16 protein-coding genes are annotated in these 17,323 nt (G+C 48.6%); 3 read left to right on the top strand and 13 right to left on the bottom strand.

Annotated features, from left to right (window positions below):
- Positions 1 to 24 precede the first annotated feature (24 nt).
- Positions 25 to 2,139, top strand: a complete 2,115-nt coding sequence (locus DUT67_RS09500; RefSeq protein WP_113631636.1) for a calcium-binding protein — start codon at positions 25 to 27, stop codon at positions 2,137 to 2,139.
- Between the two features lie 55 nt (positions 2,140 to 2,194).
- On the opposite strand, the gene tyrR is transcribed toward DUT67_RS09500, so the two are convergent.
- The 9 genes from tyrR to DUT67_RS09455 form a co-directional block, all read right to left on the bottom strand.
- Positions 2,195 to 3,763 (bottom strand): transcriptional regulator TyrR, encoded by a 1,569-nt coding sequence (tyrR, locus tag DUT67_RS09495; RefSeq protein ID WP_113631635.1) that lies wholly within the window; start codon positions 3,761 to 3,763, stop codon positions 2,195 to 2,197.
- Between the two features lie 136 nt (positions 3,764 to 3,899).
- The gene (locus DUT67_RS09490; RefSeq protein ID WP_113631634.1) at positions 3,900 to 5,444 is read right to left on the bottom strand and encodes a M20/M25/M40 family metallo-hydrolase; all 1,545 of its coding nucleotides are present in this window, start codon (positions 5,442 to 5,444) and stop codon (positions 3,900 to 3,902) included.
- Positions 5,445 to 5,583: 139 nt separating this feature from the next.
- Positions 5,584 to 6,585 carry a LacI family DNA-binding transcriptional regulator gene (locus DUT67_RS09485; protein WP_113631633.1) on the bottom strand — a complete coding sequence of 334 codons (1,002 nt, stop codon included), beginning with the start codon at positions 6,583 to 6,585 and terminating at the stop codon, positions 5,584 to 5,586.
- A gap of 72 nt (positions 6,586 to 6,657) precedes the next feature.
- Positions 6,658 to 6,963 (bottom strand): PTS lactose/cellobiose transporter subunit IIA, encoded by a 306-nt coding sequence (locus tag DUT67_RS09480; protein WP_048259887.1) that lies wholly within the window; start codon positions 6,961 to 6,963, stop codon positions 6,658 to 6,660.
- 32 nt (positions 6,964 to 6,995) lie between these two features.
- Entirely contained in the window at positions 6,996 to 8,285 is a 1,290-nt protein-coding gene (locus DUT67_RS09475; protein WP_048259886.1) for a PTS sugar transporter subunit IIC, read from the bottom strand.
- A 26-nt stretch (positions 8,286 to 8,311) separates the two neighbouring features.
- The gene (locus DUT67_RS09470) at positions 8,312 to 8,617 is read right to left on the bottom strand and encodes a PTS sugar transporter subunit IIB (RefSeq protein ID WP_048259885.1); all 306 of its coding nucleotides are present in this window, start codon (positions 8,615 to 8,617) and stop codon (positions 8,312 to 8,314) included.
- 23 nt (positions 8,618 to 8,640) lie between these two features.
- A complete protein-coding gene (locus DUT67_RS09465; RefSeq protein WP_113627896.1) occupies positions 8,641 to 9,801 on the bottom strand; it encodes a mandelate racemase/muconate lactonizing enzyme family protein in 1,161 nt (386 codons plus the stop codon).
- 204 nt (positions 9,802 to 10,005) lie between these two features.
- Entirely contained in the window at positions 10,006 to 11,049 is a 1,044-nt protein-coding gene (locus DUT67_RS09460) for a YcjF family protein (RefSeq protein ID WP_113631632.1), read from the bottom strand.
- Entirely contained in the window at positions 11,046 to 12,443 is a 1,398-nt protein-coding gene (locus DUT67_RS09455; RefSeq protein ID WP_113627894.1) for a YcjX family protein, read from the bottom strand. Before DUT67_RS09455 ends, DUT67_RS09460 begins: the two co-directional genes overlap by 4 nt.
- A 33-nt stretch (positions 12,444 to 12,476) precedes the next feature.
- Here DUT67_RS09455 and DUT67_RS09450 point away from each other — a divergent pair, with 33 nt between their 5' ends.
- Positions 12,477 to 12,611, top strand: a complete 135-nt coding sequence (locus DUT67_RS09450; RefSeq protein ID WP_262983977.1) for a hypothetical protein — start codon at positions 12,477 to 12,479, stop codon at positions 12,609 to 12,611.
- Positions 12,612 to 12,625: 14 nt separating this feature from the next.
- On the opposite strand, the gene pspC is transcribed toward DUT67_RS09450, so the two are convergent.
- The 3 genes from pspC to pspA form a co-directional block, all read right to left on the bottom strand.
- Positions 12,626 to 12,991, bottom strand: coding sequence for an envelope stress response membrane protein PspC (gene pspC, locus DUT67_RS09445; protein ID WP_113631631.1), 366 nt, complete (start codon positions 12,989 to 12,991; stop codon positions 12,626 to 12,628).
- A complete protein-coding gene (gene pspB, locus DUT67_RS09440) occupies positions 12,991 to 13,215 on the bottom strand; it encodes an envelope stress response membrane protein PspB (protein ID WP_113627893.1) in 225 nt (74 codons plus the stop codon). Before pspB ends, pspC begins: the two co-directional genes overlap by 1 nt.
- 100 nt (positions 13,216 to 13,315) lie before the next feature.
- Positions 13,316 to 13,981: a phage shock protein PspA gene (gene pspA, locus DUT67_RS09435; RefSeq protein WP_113631630.1), complete on the bottom strand. Its 666-nt coding sequence runs from the start codon at positions 13,979 to 13,981 to the stop codon at positions 13,316 to 13,318.
- Between the two features lie 225 nt (positions 13,982 to 14,206).
- Here pspA and pspF point away from each other — a divergent pair, with 225 nt between their 5' ends.
- Complete coding sequence (gene pspF / locus DUT67_RS09430; RefSeq protein ID WP_113631629.1) at positions 14,207 to 15,196, top strand: phage shock protein operon transcriptional activator; 990 nt, start codon at positions 14,207 to 14,209, stop codon at positions 15,194 to 15,196.
- Between the two features lie 71 nt (positions 15,197 to 15,267).
- Here pspF and DUT67_RS09425 read toward each other — a convergent pair whose 3' ends face one another.
- Entirely contained in the window at positions 15,268 to 16,785 is a 1,518-nt protein-coding gene (locus DUT67_RS09425) for a cellulase family glycosylhydrolase (RefSeq protein ID WP_113631628.1), read from the bottom strand.
- Positions 16,786 to 17,323: the final 538 nt, after the last annotated feature.

Below are 17,323 nucleotides of genomic sequence, written 5' to 3'. Positions count from 1 at the left end.
CTTATATTACATGGAGATAGATATATGGCGATCACCTATGAATATCATTACGGAAATGGCGGATTCATTCTATCTGAACCACAACAGAAAGAGCTTAGAACATTACTTGATAAACAGCTAATCCAATCTGGCACAGGAGAGAAATCGCTCGCTGTTCCGCTATATGATAAAATCCTCAGTTATATTCCTGTACCTAGCATAAATGTTGGTGATTATTTTAAGGTCTATACTTGGTTACAGGGTGCTCGTGAAGTCAATAACGAATCAAGCGTATATTCCGTTTTCATTAGGAATTATACCAAGATACAGTATGAATTACGTTATGGAGAACTGAACGAACTCGAATTAAGTATACTTAATAATAAAATCAATGAGGCATCAAACAATATAGGGTTTGAGTTGGTTAGAAATATACTTAACCACAATGGCTTACTTCCCGGATTAGAGGGGCTAGGCGTATTAGACGGTGGTGAAGCTGCTAGAAAAGTGTTTCAGGGTGATATTTATCCAGAAGGCGACTTTACAGGCTGGGCTGGCACAATGCTTTTCTCTTTCTTAGGCTATGATCGGTTTTATGAAGAGTGGTTATTAACCACAGAGGAAGTTAATGCAGAAATACGGACTGGGAGTGGTATTGTCGATCGCGTCATAAAAGAGCATAGCGGAACTTATGACTTGATTTCCGCACTTCAGGCTAACCAAGAAACCATTGATAGTTATAACTTGCTAGAATCTATTTACGCCGTTATTCGCAGCTTTGAAAACGTCGATAAATCACAGCAAGAAATTATCGAAAAAACCAATAACTTTATTAGTGCAACATACGCACTACCAACCGATCACCCATTTTTAGCTGGTAATAAACTACCTTATGATAAAGTCTTATTTCAAACTACAAATTTAGGCTTTTCATCTGGTAGTCAAGGCGATGACGATTATAAGGACTTTTGGATAGGTGACCGAGCAAACTATCTTAATTACATCGTGCATGCCGGTATAGGAAATGACAACATTCTTGGCGTCCCTACGACCTATCTAGGCCTTATCCCCGGCAGCGCACTTATTGATGGTGGGATGGGTTATGACACGTTATCATATCATGCTACTCGCGATGGTGGAGATAACACCGTACCGCTGAAACTCAGTATTATTTTTGAAGAAATAGACAGTCCTCTGTATAACTGGAGATTCTCTGTCGATAAATCGCCATCTGAAGGGTATAGTATTTATAAAGGTCATGATTATGCTTATAGCATAGAGAAACTCGAAGGGACAAGTAACTCTGACACTATTATTATAAAGGAACGTCCTGTATCTAATGAAAACATCATCGTGGATTTATTAGGCTCTACAACTGGGTATGGCGATACTATTGACCTTTCCCATATTAACCATGGCGTTGATCTTTCATTAGTCGGTAACGAAATAGTCATCCCCTTCGAAGGTGAAGGATCCCTGACAATCAGAAATATAGAGAATATTATTGGCACATCATTTGATGATATCAAATATGGCAATAGTGAAAATAATATTATTATTGGCGGAAGAGGAGATAACATTATTTACGGCAACGGAGGTGCAGATAAATTCGTTATCACTCAGGGTGTGAACACTATCAAAGATGCTGATAGCAATGACAAACTTTACATTAATCTTTCCTCTATAAATCAGTTAACTAACCAAAGAGACCTCGGTATAGAATTAAAAGGTGGATTTATTGTTCGCAGTAATTCGTCAAACCCCGGAGGAGAAGTCGCGCTTCAAGATGGTGATACCGCTGTGTTTTATCCTGCTATCCCTAACCCTATGAATTTTTCGCCTGCGCTTGGGGGAAGCAGGAATATGATTGATGAAACGTTGGGCGATCAATTTATTGTTCGTTATACTTTGTCCGGAACAACGCTGCTCGTATCGGCTTCTTTTGCTAATCTGGATCCCGCAGAAGCCATTATTGAAAACTATGATGCTGGCGATCTTGGATTAAAATTTAAGTCTCTCGTTGTTCCTAACTATTCGAATGCCGCTGCTTCACATGCCAGTAATATGGATCAGCTCGTTGACCAATACGTTCAATTACACTCAGAAATGATTACAGATCGCTTCACGCTCCCTACATCTTCTGATTTGTGGTATGCCTGAATCTACTATCCTCCTTCTCATAACAAAACGGCTGCGCAAGCAGCCGTTTTGTTATTTACTCTTCGTCATCCCCCGCAGGTTTGCGTTGGCTTAGTCCATATTCCCGCAGTTTGTTGGCTATCGCCGTGTGCGACACACCTAGCCGCTTCGCCAGTTTACGTGTGCTTGGATAAGATTGATAAAGACGAGTCAGCACGGAGCGCTCAAAACGCTTGTTGATGTCATCCAGCGAACCATCCAGCAAGGTTTCATCTTGTGGTGCATCAATCGAAAACGCAGGGAGATCGATGTCCTGCATATGCAATTCGCTACCTTCCAACTGCGTCAGCGCGCGATAAATGGTATTTCTCAACTGCCGAACGTTACCCGGCCAACCGTACTGCGGCAGGAAATGTTCCACATCTGCTGCCAGCTTGGGACGAGGAATTCCCTGTTCGTCGGCAAAACGCGCCACAAAGAGTTCAGCCAGCGGCATAATGTCGGCCGGACGTTCACGCAACGGCGGTAACATCAACGTGAGCACGTTGAGGCGATAATAAAGATCCTCACGAAATTCCCCGCGCTGCACCAGTTCCAGAAGATTTTTCTTGGTCGCGCAAATCACCCGCACATCCACATGAACTTCGTGATCTTCGCCCACGCGGCGGAATGTCCCATCATTCAGGAAACGCAGCAGTTTAATCTGCATCTGTGCCGACATTTCACCGACTTCATCCAGCAGAACCGAGCCGCCGTTAGCCTGCTCGAAGAACCCTTTTTTACCTTCCTGCGCATTGAGATACGCGCCGGAAGCATGGCCGAACAGCTCGCTTTCCATTACATCATCGGGCAATGCTGCGCAGTTCAGCGCCAGGAAAGGATTTTTGCCACGCGGCCCACGCAGGTGGCAGGCTCGCGCCAACATATCCTTGCCCGTCCCCGTGTCACCAACGATCAACAGCGGCGCATCCAGCATCGCCAGCTTGCGTGCTTGCTCAACCACCTGACGCATTTTCGGGCTAGCAGCAACGATGTGATCGAATTCATTATCATCGTTTACGACTAGATTCTGTAACTGTCGGCCCATGCGAGCAGCCGATTTCAACATCACCAGTGCGCCTGCCGTTGCCACGTTACCAGCATCATCTTCCAGACGGACGGGCGTCATCTCCAGCAAGAAATCTTGACCACGAATCACCACGCGCTCCGCGACGACCGAGCTGCTCTTCTCCAGCCAGTTGGTGAAATTGAAACCGGGGATCATCGTGGCAATCGTCAATTCGCTGATGGTTTCTGCCGATTGTTCAAACAGCGCCAGCGCGGCCGGATTAAACAGTTCAGGTTTCCCTTTCATATCCAGCGAGAACACTGGCTCAGGCATAGACTCCAGCAGCGCATTCAACGCCCGATGTTCACGTTCAGATGGCATAAACGCCACGGTGCGCACATCGCTGACGCTTTCAATACGGCGGATTTCCGTCATCAGTGGACGGAAATCATCAAAATCGAGGGTGGCAAAATTGAGGTAAATACGGCCAATAGACGCAATTTCGATGCCGCGTAAATCAATATGGCGTGACGCAAGCAGATCTAACAACTCACGGACCATACCAATGCGGTCTTCACAAATAACTTCCAGATGCATCAACGGCTACCTTCTTCAAGAGACACGACATGGCTATTGCTACTGATAATACCCTTTCGTTTGCACCGGATGAAGTAAAGTGGCAGCAAAAGTTGACACATCTGTACGTTTTTTCCACGTCAATAACGAAACGGGGTTAAGACAGCGGCGTGGTTGCCATCGCCACAATGGTCCGGATGCCTTCCAGATAGTTACCGAGACGTAAATTCTCATCAAAACTATGCTGATTATTATCGGCATTAACCAGAGGGACGATCACGTACGGCACTTTCAACACGCTGACCGCACCACTCATCGGCAGCGTACCGCCCATCATCCGGTTCTTCTCCGGAGCGATGCCGCGCGGTGCAGTTGTGGTGGCGACGGCCCAGTGACCCAACGGTGAGTCGATCTCGGTTCTGGCCGCATAGGCGCTACTCGGATAAGCCGTCAGGTGAAGTGAAATCAGATGTGGATACTGCTCGCGTTCTGCCTGTGTAGGCAATTCGCCGGCAATGATATGAAAACCTTTGCTGGCAATGTACTGGCGTAAAAGCGCGTACATATCATCCGGCGGTGTTTCCGGTACAGTGCGGATATTTACACTAGCGGTCGCGGTTGATGGAATAGCATTAGAGGCTTTCTTTCCTGTGTCACCAGCTTTAATGCCGAGAATATCCAGCGAAGGATACTGCACCGCCTCTGCCGCATTGCCTGCAACCTTATCCAACTGCGCGAGGCCAAAGCGTTTTTCCAGTGAGCCAGCAGGTGGTGCCGTCTCCGCTACCTGTTTTTTATCGCTATCGCTGAGCGTAACGCGGTCATAATAACCGGGGATCGTGACCTTGCCGTCCGCATCTTTCATACTGGCCAGTAACGTAACCAAATTTTGCACCGGATTTGGAATGACATTCCCATAGCCTCCGCTGTGGGCTGCGGCATTCGCACCGAAAACCGTCATGTCGATCTGGATTGAGCCACGATTGCCAAAATTGATGCCAGGACGATTGCTGGACGGCATTGCACCATCATAAATCACCATGCCATCGCTTTTCAGCAGCGCCAGATGCTCGGCCATCACCGTCGTCAGGCCGGGTGAACCTTTTTCTTCTTCGGAATCCAGCAACACTTTGATGTTGACGGCGGGTTCCACACCTTTGTCCTTCATCGCATCCATTGCCGCGAGGAACATCACGATCGGCCCTTTATCATCGGCCGATGCCCGGGCGAAAATGCGCCATTCCGAGTTGATATCGCCTTTCAGAAGACGCGACTCAGGCAGCATCTGCCATTTTCCGGCGGCATCTTTTTCTTTTAGCACAGGCTGCCACGGCGGCGTTTTCCACTCGGTCGGGGTCACGGGCTGCCCGTCAAAATGCATGTAGAACAGAACGGTTTTACGATCGGATTTTGGCGTGCCAAACTCAGCATAAACCAGCGGCTTATCACCATTATTCAACTTCTGCGTGGTAAAACCGCGTTTCTGAAACGCCTTTTCCAGCCAGTCGGCATTATGTTCGATATCCGCAGGCACGGCGGCATCATTTTGCAGCGTCAGTAATTCGAGATATTCAGGGAAGCTGTTTTGCGCGTAACGTTCAGCATCGGCAGGTGCCAGTACCAGCTGCGCGCTGGCAGGCAAACAGAGAATGGCTGCCGACAGCGACAGCGCCGCCAGCGTCAATTTTTTACCGAGAATCATAAAAACGTCCTGTTATACAGAAATGAGGAGTATTTATCCTACACACGATTCTGTAACAACGATACTCCCTGCCATACCGGTATTCTGCCTGTTCTCTATTGCCGTTCTCTATAATAACGGACTGTCGATTAACGTACGATTACGGTTCGTCACGTACCTGGCTAATAGATTGCCCTTGGATAAAGGAATGGGGAAACTGTCGCGACTGTATAAGATAATCCTTACGCGTCAACTTCATAAGAATCTCTCTTGCCCCATACTCCGCCATTTCTTTTACCGGATACACTACGCTATCAATATGTGGTGCCAAATATTCAGTGAGCCCAAAGCTATCAAAAGAAATGACCGAAATATCGTCAGGAACAGACAAACCCTGTAAGCGTAGCGTTTTTAATCCGCCCGAACAGGCACGCTCACCACAATAGACAATGGCCGTAATATCTAGCTTCCGCTGTATTAATGTTAATGTTGCTTCTTCACCGAAGACATGATCGTAACTGCCTTGGATATGATATTCGTCTCCCCACGTTTTATTAACCGCTCGGATAGCATCAATGCAGCCTTTTAAACGTTGGGTCGCGCTATGCCGGGATTTCGGCCCACCAATTACGGCGATTTTTTTATGACCTGCCGCAATCAATTTATTTGTAGCATCAAATGCCGATAAATAATGATCGAATGAAACGGAATAAATATCCGCCGAACCAGAAGCATCGAGCAATACTACAGGTTTATTTTCAGTATAGGCTTTAATCGTTTCGGTTGATAAATGGCGGGTGTAGAGAAGAAATCCATCGCAGTTGATTTCATCCAATTTTCTTAATGCATTTTCTTCTTCATCTTGCCCGGCACTTTCCAGCACCATAAGCATTTTGCCTTTGGCATTCACTTCTTTATGCACTGCGCTCATCACTGAACCAAAGAAGCCTGACACGTTGTTAGGAATAAGCATGCCTATCACGCCGCTACTTTTGCTTACCAATGAGCGGGCGCTTAAATTGGGTTTATAGTTCAATAGCTTGATGGCATTCTCGACGCGTAACTTTGTCTCTTCCTTAACTTTTTCCGGCTCGTTAAGTACGCGAGTTACCGTTGCACGCGACACATTTGCCATCCGGGCAACATCGACTATTGTTGACATAGAATTCCATTATAAAGAAAAGCAATGCCTGACTGCGACACTGCTTATTTACTATCAAATTAACTGAAACTATTACACTTTATCGCGGTAGAGTTCAATCATTTCTTTGATTAAGTCATTTGCCAGCATGGATGTCATTAAATGATCCTGTGCATGAACCATAACTAATGTTACAGGAATTTTTCCTTCCCCTTCATCCATGCCGATCAATTTAGTTTGCACTAAATGTGCCCGGCTTGCCGCTTCTCGCGAACGAATCAATGCATTATCGCAGGCTTCCCATTCGCCTTTTTTCGCATGCTGTAATGCGATCATTGCTTCGCTTTTACTTTCTCCCGCATTGGTAATGATCTCCATTATTTCCAATTCAAGATCCATAACGTCACCCTCTTTCAAAATTAAATGATTTTTTACGCTTTAGATTCTGCTTCTTGCGCTAATAGCTGCTTTTCATACGCCTTGTAAAAGGGAAGCCATATCACACAAGAAATAGCGAAATTAGTCAGCACTAAGATGACTGGTCCAATAGACCACCCTGCTGCCCACGGAGCCCCTAAAAGAGAAGGTGTCGTCCAGGGAACAATAGACATCGGCTTATCAACAAACCCTGAACTCAATGCAAACCAGGCTACCGTTGCATTAATTAGCGGCGCACCCACAAAAGGGATCAGCATCAAAGGATTCATGATAATTGGCGAACCAAAAATAACGGGTTCATTGATATTAAAAAAAGAAGGAACAACGCTCAATTTTCCTATCGAACGTAGATGCGCGGAACGGCTACGCAAATACATGATGACGAGCGCAAGCGTGGAGCCACAGCCACCAATAACGATATAGAATCGCCAGAATGGATCAACGAAGCTATGGGGAAGCACCTGCCCCAATTCCAGCGCCGTTTGGTTTGCTGCGATATTTGCCAGCCAGAAGGGTTGCAGTAAATTGGTCACGATAGCCGCACCGTGAATGCCGCAGAACCATAAAAGATGGGAAATCAACACACAGATGAGTATGGCGGTTAAACTGTCGGACGCGGCAACAAAGGGTTTGAAGGCGGCCATAATCACTTCAGGCACCAGCATCCCAGTAAAATGCTGAACCAGCAGTGATAACGGATATAACGTCGCGATCATCACCAACACTGGCACAAGCAATTCAAATGACTGGGCGATTTTTTCAGGCACCTGTTCAGGCAAACGAATAGTCAGGTTTCTAGTTTTTAAAAACCGCATCAGCTCGACTGAATATATCGATGTCATCAATGCCGTAAAAATACCGGTGCCACCCATAAATGCCGCTGGAATACTGCCATTGGTAAAGGGTGCAGCAACAATAAGGAAAGAACAGAGTGACAGTAATCCGCCCATCAGTGGGCTAAGATTATACCCCTGAGAAAGGTTGTACCCGATCCCAACGGCAATATAGATCGTCATTATCCCCATTGTCATGCGGAATGGCATCATGATTGCGTCTTTATTGTTGGTCGCAAACTCCACCCACATCTGTCCTAGCGCGAACGTCGTATCTTTTGAAAAAGGCGGAAACGCCATAATCATCAGAAAACTGCCGACAATCATGAAAGGCATAGCAGAAATAAAGCCATCGCGAACGGCAAGAACATGCCGTTGCCCACCGATGCTCCCGGCTAAGGGCGCTATTTTTCTTTCAATAAAAGAGATCACATTATTATAGATACTCATTATCATCCCCTGGCGTTAGCAAAATATTATGAAAGCAGACCAAGGGCGAATTTAAGTACATTGTCGCCTTTCATCATGCCGTAATCCATTGGATTTATTGTCTCCACTTTTTTGTTTTTCTGTGCAGCAATCTTCTTAAACTCATCCAGTTTATATCTAACCTGAGGCCCCAATAAACACAGATCGTACTGTTCGATTCCTTCGTTAAATTTCTCTAAAGGAAGCGCCGCCAGTTCCACATCAATATTTTCTGCCGCTGCGGCTTCTTTCATTTTTTTTACGAGCATGGATGTGCTCATTCCTGCGTTACAGCAGAGAAATATCTTTTTCATTTTTTCACCTTAGCAAGTTTTATTTATTGGAAAGTGTGTTTTTTAAAGTTTGATAAATAGGAATGATTCAATTCCACTCCCAGACCCGACTTCATTTCACCTACGGTGAAATAACCATTTTTAGCCTGCGGTTCTAACGCATTCTGCACGATGTTGTAGCGTTCATCCTGCCAATAGGGAAACCACTCTTGTATTGGCACATTTGTCGTACTGATATCAAATTGAATACAGGCTGCCGTTAAGATCGGTCCTGATGCATTATGCGGCTGAACCTGGATCTGATGTGTTTCTGCATAAGAGGCAATTTTTTTCATTTCCGTGAATCCGCCAGCCAACCCCATATCAGGTTGAATCAACTCGAACACCCGGTTTTCAATAAAAGGGGCAAAGTCAAAGCGGGTATATAAGCGTTCTCCGCCAGCCAGCGATAAATTAACGCCCGCCTTTACTTCCAGGCTCGAATTGATTAATAACGTATCCGTCGGTTCTTCATAAAAATAAGGGTCAAACTCTTCTAACTTTCGTCCCCATTTAATGGCATCAGAAACATTCAGGCAGCCGTGAAGATCGAGCATAATATCGATGTGTTCACCCACGGCCTCTCTTACTGCTTTAACTCGAGCTACCGCCATGTCACCCCATTCTTTACTAATGGGTCGGGATGGCGTTGATTTCTCACCCGTTGGCGACATTTTAAAAGGATCAAATTTTAATCCGGTATAGCCGTCGTCTATCACCTTCATGGCTTTTTCAGCAAATTCTTCAGGCCGCCAGGCATCAAAATACCAATGGTTGGCATAAAGCCGGATGGTGTCGCGGCATTTTCCTCCCAGCAGTTGGTAAATCGGGACATTTAATAGTTTGCCTTTGATATCCCACAGCGCCATATCTATGGCACTGATCGCACCGTAAATAGCCAGCGAACGCCCTCTTCCCCAATAGGTATTATCAAAACATTGCTGGAAAATTTTCTCAGAATCGAATGGCGATTGCCCGATCAGGAATTTTTTCGTCAGCGCATCCAATATTGGAATGACAGACTTCGCGCCGACGCCATAGCTCATCGCGACTTCGCCGATACCCGTCACGCCCTCATCGGTTTCAATCTCAACCACGATCAGGTTGTGTGCTGGTGCGCGGTGCCTTAGATCAACATCGTAAACATTTAACTGCGTAATTTTCATAGTTCACCCCAAATACAGCCTGCGAGCATTATGTGCACGTTCACATTTCTGTTCAAGACTGAAAAACAGATCAAGATCACAGATAAAGCATAAATGTGAACGTGAACATTTCAGTATTGAGGGAGGTTTACTGTGTGACTGTATAGATAACAAACAAAAGAAAAAGGAAGAGACCCCTCTTCCTCTCAACGAATTTTTTGACCACTAACGCCCTTTTTGCAGCGTTTCTTTTACCTGACTAATCAGTTCACGGCGGAAATCACCGAGGCGCGGTTTGTCATCCAGCCACGGCAGCGGACGGCATAGTTCCATCGCTTTGATGCCCAGACGGGCGGTTAGCAAACCTGCACCAATGCCCTGTGCGGCACGGGTCGATAGCCGTGCCGCAAGATCCTGCGACATCCAGTCCATGCCAATTTCCCGCACTAGCTCCGACGCACCAGCAAACGCAATATTCACCAATACCAGACGGAACAGGCGAATGCGGCTGAAATAGCCGAGTTCGATGCCGTACAGCGCGGCAATACGATTAATAAGTCGTAAATTACGCCAGGCAATAAATGCCATATCCACCAGCGCCAGCGGGCTGACGGCGATCATTAAGGTCGATTCCGCCGCCGAGCGGCTGATTTCACGCCGTGCCTGCGTGTCCAGTACGGGCTGAACCAGACGCGCATACAGTTCCAGCACTTCACGGTCGTTGTGCGTTTCGTGGAGTGAAGCCTGCCAGCGCTGCATCGCCGGATGACCGCTATCCAACCCTGCCTGCCGTGCCAATTTTTCACAGAATTCGCGTCCGCGCCCTACACCGTGGCTGTGCAGCAGATCGCGCGCCACATCGCGCTCTTCCGCGCGTTCTCGCAGGCGATAGAGCCGTCTCCACTCGACGGCCATCGAGCCAACGCCCGCCGCCACAATCAGGCTACCCGCCGTAATACCGCCCAGCGCGATCCAATCTTGTTGCACCCAGGCGTTATGCAGCGACTGAACGCCCTGTGCCAGCGCGCTGATGCCGAACAATGCGACACCGGCCATCACCATACGCCGCCACAGGCTGCGTTTAGGACGTAGCGCCGCACTGATAGCCTCTTCCGCCGCGCCTTCTTCCGGCACTTCTTCTTCGCGGCTAATCGGGGAAAATGGCGTGCCGCTCTGCTCGTCAAATGCCAACCCGGCACGCAGCTGTGGCTGCGGCTCTTGCGGTGAAACATCGTCGAATGTGACGCGTGGTTTTAATGGCTCGTTCATCGCAATTTATCCTTTAGCAGAAAGTCCATGACCGTATCCAGCCGGATATGTGGCAACGGCGTGTCTACCGTCATCTCGCGCGGACGAAATTGATCGAAGTGGAAGCCCTGCGTTTGCCAGAATGCAGCGCCCGGTAAACGCGCGGGCACTTCACCGGGATAAACCGTCAATGGTTGACCATCGCTGAGCCGATGCCCTTTTAGCGCAGGGATTTTCTGACCCTGATGATCGACCACCCCGCTCTGCGTTGATTGAATCGACGCAATACCTTCACAACGCATATCAATGCCTTCAAAGGCCGCATTCTGCCAGGCTTCTTGCACTAATTGCTGAAGTAAAGACACCAGATTGGCGTGCTGATCGGCGGTAATGTGATCGGCTTTACTCGCGGCAAACATCAACTTGTCGATGCAGGGCGAAAACAAACGCCGAAACAGCGTGCGCTTACCGTAGTGAAAACTTTGCATCAGTTGGGTCAGCGCCAGCCGCATATCGTTAAACGCATGAATGCCGCTATTTAGCGGTTGCAGACAGTCGACCAGAACAATCTGTCGGTCGAAGCGTACGAAGTGATCCTTATAAAACCCTTTGACGACCGACTGGCAGTAATAGTCAAAACGCTTGCGCAGCATGCCAATATTGGTTTTCTCATCCGCCTGCGCCAGTTTGGCTTCACCGATGTTATTCACCTGCGGCCAGGGGAAAAATTGCAGCACGGGTGCCCCCGCCAGATCGCCCGGCAGCACAAACCGACCCGGTTGAATAAAGTGCAGCCCTTCCTGTTTGCAGCGGTATAAATAGTCGGTGTAGGCCTGCGCAACTTCGGCTAACTGATTTTCATCCGCCGGTGCCAGTGGATCAATTTTCTCACACAGTGCCAGCCAGGGCTTCGCCCATTCGGTACGGCCCCCTTGCAGCAAGCCGCTCATCTGCTGCGACCAGCTCAGATAGGTTTGCTCCAGCAGCGGCAAATCCAGCAGCCACTCTCCGGGGTAATCGACAATTTCGAGATAGAGTGTCGAGGTGTCTTTAAAGTGGCGCAGCAGTGAATCTTTGGAGCGATAGCGCAACGCCAGACGGATCTCACTCACACCGCGCGTCGGCGTTGGCCAGTCCGGCGGCGACCCATACAGCGCTGCCATGCCTTCATCATAGGCGAAGCGCGGCACGCCCAGATCGCGCTGTGGCACACGCTTCACGCCGAGCAAACGCTCTTCACGCACGGGAGAAAACATCGGCAGATGCGCACCGCTGTGAGTATTCAATAATTGATTGACGAATGCCGTGATAAACGCAGTTTTGCCACTACGGCTCAGCCCAGTAACAGCAATCCTCAGATGGCGATCCACGCCGCGATTGACCAGTGAGTTAATTTCGTTCTGTAGTCGACTCATTGAATGAACCATCACTCCTGTCGTTGAAAAAGCATGTCGTTGCAAAAACATGTCGCAACGAAAGTGCATTCAGGCTACCGCATTGATCGCGGAGAAAAAAGCAGCACGACGCTACCCACTCTCGATGCAAACCGAACGGTGGATAGCGTCTATAGCGAATGGAGGTAATAACCGATAACAAATTACAGGTGGCGAAAGCGGTTCTGAACGCCAAACGTATCCGAGGTGACATAGCGTTCAATGTTGCGCAGATGCTGTTCGCTGGCCTGCAATGTCGCATCTGCATCATTCAGCAGTTGGCTGGGTGTTCGTGCCGCTTTTTCATCCTCAAATCCCATTCCTGCCGGAGCCGGATCGAGCATAAAGGTCAGAATGATGTAAGCCACAATCGTGAAAAAGAACAGGCCGAAAAACATCGACAGCACCGTAATCAGCCGTACGAGCTTCACTGGCACGTCAAAATAACGTGCTAAACCAGCGCAAACCCCTTTCAGCATGCCTTCTTCCGGTAAGCGGTATAATTTTTTACCTGACCACGTATTTTTCATTACGATTTTCTCCAGTCCGGGTGTTCTGCATCCAGAATGTCTTCCAGCGCCCCGATACGCTCGCGCATACGGCTGGATTCTTCCGTTAAGCGTGTCAGACGTTGCATATCGTTTTGTCCCAGTTGAGCACTGTTTTTACGCTGACTGTAATGTAGCCAAAGCCATATCGGTGCCACAAACAACATGAAAATGGTCAGCGGAATGGCAAGAAACAACGCACTCATTGTATCTCCTTAGTATTATTCACACGCCTCAAACAGCGCGGGGCTAAGCGTTGGCTGCCATTTTGCAACGACAGCCCGCCCAATGGCGTTTACGCTTTGATTACTCTGCTGGCTTAACTTTAGCTTTAAGAGCCGCTAGCTGCGCGCTGATTTCATCGTCCGCTTTCAACTCGGCAAACTGCTGATCCAGCGATTTTTGTTTCCCCAGCCCGTGGCTTTCCGCTTCCGCTTCCATCGTGTCGATACGGCGCTCAAACTGATCGAAACGCGCCATGGCTTCATCCAGCTTACCGCTGTCCAGTTGACGGCGCACATCACGCGATGATGCAGCGGCCTGATGGCGTAAGGTCAACGCCTGCTGACGAGCACGGGTTTCGCTTAATTTGTTTTCCAGCTCACCGATTTCACGCTTCATGCGATCCAGCGTTTCATCCACGTTTTCGGCTTCATGCTGCAACACAGCGATCAGGTCGGTCAGCTTCTGCTTTTCAATCAGCGCCGCACGGGCCAAATCGTCTTTATCTTTACGCAGCGCCAGCTCTGCTTTTTCCTGCCACTGCGCTTGCTGACCGTGCGCTTGTTCAATACGGCGGGCAATCTGTTTCTTTTCTGCCAGCGCCCGCGCCGAGGTTGAACGCACTTCAACCAGCGTATCTTCCATTTCCTGAATCATCAGCCGCACCAATTTCTGCGGATCTTCAGCTTTATCCAGCAATGAATTGATGTTGGCGTTCACGATGTCGGCAAAACGAGAAAAAATACCCATAATTACATCCTCTTCATGATTTCCAGCGTCTGATTACGCCTGATTTATCATCGTGACCAGCCGAGCCAGTCACGATCTCGTTCTAGATATATCAATAAGCATGCCAACTTTTAAATCCATTTAACTATCTGAAAATAAAGAGATAGATAATTTTGACTATTTTTTACTTTTCGTTAGATTAGTCAAATACACTAATAGTTAGTAAAAATAACGCGGTGAAATATCATGATTCAGGAAAAAGAGAACCTGCTGGGCGAAGCCAACAGTTTTTTAGAGGTACTGGAACAGGTGTCGCAGTTGGCACAGTTGAATAAACCGGTGCTGGTGATCGGCGAACGCGGTACAGGTAAAGAGCTGATCGCCAGCCGCCTGCACTACCTTTCTCCACGTTGGCAAGGGCCGTTCGTTTCTCTCAACTGTGCGGCGCTCAACGAAAACCTGCTTGATTCCGAGCTATTTGGCCATGAAGCGGGTGCCTTTACCGGAGCGCAGAAACGCCACCTGGGACGCTTCGAACGCGCCGACGGCGGAACCCTGTTTTTGGATGAATTAGCCACTGCGCCAATGTTGGTGCAGGAAAAATTACTACGGGTGATCGAATACGGCATGCTGGAGCGCGTCGGCGGCAGAGATCAGCTACAGGTTGATGTGCGTCTGGTGTGTGCGACTAATGACGATCTGCCTGCGCTGGCCGCCAGCGGCAAATTCCGTGCAGATCTGCTCGATCGTCTGGCCTTTGATGTCGTGCAGCTTCCACCACTGCGGGAACGTCAGCAAGACATCATGTTACTGGCGGAACACTTTGCCATTCAGATGTGCCGAGAGTTGCATCTGCCGCTGTTTCCCGGTTTTACGCCTGCCGCGCGTGCGACGCTGCTGACTTATGACTGGCCGGGCAACATTCGTGAACTGAAAAACGTGGTTGAGCGCTCGGTGTACCGTCATGGCGATAGCGAACAGCCTCTCGATGCCATCATTCTTAACCCCTTCAGCCGATCCACCGCCGTTCAGGAAAAGCCGCAACATACTGTAACCAACCAGCCGGATTTACCGTTAGACATGAAGCCGTGGCTGCTGGAACAAGAGAAAGGGTTGATAGATCGGGCATTAAATCAGGCGAAATTTAACCAGCGCAAGGCCGCTGAACTGCTGGGATTAACCTATCACCAGTTGCGTGGGCTATTGAAGAAACACGATATCGCGGTGAATGAGTGACGATCTGGAAAGAAAATGCGGGCGCATCAACGCCCGCAAGATAGATGAATTAATACGTTAACAACGCACTATTACGGTTCCGCACCCCATACCAGCGTGCCTTTATCATGCACGGTGATCTTGTCCCAGTTGGTATAACTCGTGACGTTAGCGCCGTATGAATAATCATTCGTTTCATTCACGTTGCTCCAGTCACCCGCGTGGATGCGAACCTGCACCTCGCCCGTCTCTGCGCCCGGTTGAAGGGAGCCAGCCCCGCTGCTGAAGGTAACCAGAACATAGCGATTGGCTTTATCGGTGCTAGCAGCTGGCGTCCCCGTGCTGGTCACAATGTTGTTAGGACCGACGTTCGCCCAGTCAACAAAGAGGTTCGCACCAGGTTTACCATCATCATGGAAGTAGTAACGCACTTGCAGATCGCTGAGTTTGATCGGCGTACTTCCGGTGTTTTTGATGTTAAAGGCCATACGAATTGCATCATCGGAAGGGTTGTTATCCACATTACGATATTGCAGTACGACATCACCCGTTGTTCCATTGCCTGGATTGGTCGGTTCTGTTGGCGTGGTCGGCGTATCGCCCCCGCTCAGATCTGCCCCCGCACGAATCTGCTCTCTGACAAATTTGCCTGACGTCGACAGATTCTGCTCCGTCCAGCCACCCGATTTGCTCGCCCCCGGAGCCAGCGCCGCGGACGCCTCTGATTTATCGTTAAGTGACCAGTTCACCCAGCTTACGCCACGGTTATTCAAGAAATCGATCCAGGTCTGCGATTCTGGTAGGAACGGCCCGCCATTGCCGGACGCATCGCTTGTTCCCCACTCGCTGACGAAAATCGCCGCACCGCGGCTTTGTGCATAGTCAATACGATCCCGCAGGGACTGCCCGTGCGTACCAGCATAGAAATGCAGCGCATACAGGGTATTCGGATCGGGCAGCTGATTGTCTGCGGCGTCATTGATATCCTGACTCCAGGTGCCAGTACCGACGATAATGATGTTATCGGGATCTTTGCTACGGATGGTGTCCGTCACTTCCAGGGCATAAGGTCGAATCTGCCCGTTCCATGTCACGCCGCCGTTTGGTTCATTGGCGATTTCATAAATCACGTTCGGCGAGCTGCCATACAGCCCCGCCATTTCGGCAAAGAAGGTTTTTGCCTGCGCTTTATAAGTATTGGGGTCGTTATCCGACAAGATATGCCAGTCGATAATGATGTAGACGCCAAGGCTTTGAGCCGCCGCAACGGCCTCTTTTACCTTATTGGCGATGGACGGGTTAGCAATATAACCATTTTCTGCCGTGTACATGGCGACGCGGAACACGTTAATCCCCCAGTCATCACGCAGCCATTTCATCGAATCTTTGTTAACGTAGTCACCAAACCACTGCAACCCGTGTGAACTGATCCCTCTCAGTTGCACCCGCTTTCCCTGTTCATCCACCAGTCGCCCATTCTCGACGGACAGCTGGCCGTGCGTTTCCACCGGCGTGGCGGATAATGCGGAGAAACTGAGCGACATACCCAGCACCGTTGTTACTACACCTAACGTCAATTTCCTGACGATTTGATTCCTTCTGATCCACATATTCCTTATCTCCATTGTGAACACCCATAATCTTGGGTATAGGCATGATAAGGGAGATTTCCGCTCTCGCAAATAATTTAGGAAATTTCCCAACCAGATTGATTTTATTAATTATTTACAAGGAAATAGAAAGCAAGATAAGTATCTGGCGGCGAGATTTAGCGGGCAAAAAAAAGCCAGCACGTAGGCTGGCTAAAATAATACTGGAAGCAATGTGAGCAATGTCGTGCTCTCCTTCAGTGTCTGCGAGGAGCCACTGCTGAAGTGCGAAAATGATGATAATAGTTATCAGTATCATCTGTAAAGCACTTTGTTGAGAATTTTTCTCATTTCCATACTGACTATAGGGTTCCTGCCGGGCATCGGTTCTGCCGATAACAAACGTAATGCCCCACGGAATAACCCATTAGCATTCATTATAACGTTTTCAATTGCTCACCAAATGGCTTAAACGGTTGGAAAGTCGCCAGACGCACACAACAAGAGTGGGGAGGATGCCAAGAGTGCGATACACTCTCTTTATATACGTATTGACTGA

The organism is Pectobacterium peruviense, from assembly GCF_003312355.2.
Lineage (GTDB): Bacteria > Pseudomonadota > Gammaproteobacteria > Enterobacterales > Enterobacteriaceae > Pectobacterium > Pectobacterium peruviense.
Note: the sequence above shows the minus strand (reverse complement) of the source record. Positions and strands in the feature narration are given on the sequence as shown.

Coding starts and splice junctions, on each gene's coding strand:
- DUT67_RS09450 (WP_262983977.1), top strand. CDS start 12,477: ATGTCGTTGCAAAAACATGTCGCAACGAAAGTGCATTCAGGCTACCGC.
- DUT67_RS09500 (WP_113631636.1), top strand. CDS start 25: ATGGCGATCACCTATGAATATCATTACGGAAATGGCGGATTCATTCTA.
- DUT67_RS09465 (WP_113627896.1), bottom strand. CDS start 9,801: ATGAAAATTACGCAGTTAAATGTTTACGATGTTGATCTAAGGCACCGC.
- pspA (WP_113631630.1), bottom strand. CDS start 13,981: ATGGGTATTTTTTCTCGTTTTGCCGACATCGTGAACGCCAACATCAAT.
- DUT67_RS09475 (WP_048259886.1), bottom strand. CDS start 8,285: ATGAGTATCTATAATAATGTGATCTCTTTTATTGAAAGAAAAATAGCG.
- DUT67_RS09455 (WP_113627894.1), bottom strand. CDS start 12,443: ATGAGTCGACTACAGAACGAAATTAACTCACTGGTCAATCGCGGCGTG.
- DUT67_RS09425 (WP_113631628.1), bottom strand. CDS start 16,785: ATGTGGATCAGAAGGAATCAAATCGTCAGGAAATTGACGTTAGGTGTA.
- pspF (WP_113631629.1), top strand. CDS start 14,207: ATGATTCAGGAAAAAGAGAACCTGCTGGGCGAAGCCAACAGTTTTTTA.
- pspB (WP_113627893.1), bottom strand. CDS start 13,215: ATGAGTGCGTTGTTTCTTGCCATTCCGCTGACCATTTTCATGTTGTTT.
- DUT67_RS09460 (WP_113631632.1), bottom strand. CDS start 11,049: ATGAACGAGCCATTAAAACCACGCGTCACATTCGACGATGTTTCACCG.
- DUT67_RS09480 (WP_048259887.1), bottom strand. CDS start 6,963: ATGGATCTTGAATTGGAAATAATGGAGATCATTACCAATGCGGGAGAA.
- DUT67_RS09470 (WP_048259885.1), bottom strand. CDS start 8,617: ATGAAAAAGATATTTCTCTGCTGTAACGCAGGAATGAGCACATCCATG.
- pspC (WP_113631631.1), bottom strand. CDS start 12,991: ATGAAAAATACGTGGTCAGGTAAAAAATTATACCGCTTACCGGAAGAA.
- DUT67_RS09485 (WP_113631633.1), bottom strand. CDS start 6,585: ATGTCAACAATAGTCGATGTTGCCCGGATGGCAAATGTGTCGCGTGCA.
- DUT67_RS09490 (WP_113631634.1), bottom strand. CDS start 5,444: ATGATTCTCGGTAAAAAATTGACGCTGGCGGCGCTGTCGCTGTCGGCA.
- tyrR (WP_113631635.1), bottom strand. CDS start 3,763: ATGCATCTGGAAGTTATTTGTGAAGACCGCATTGGTATGGTCCGTGAG.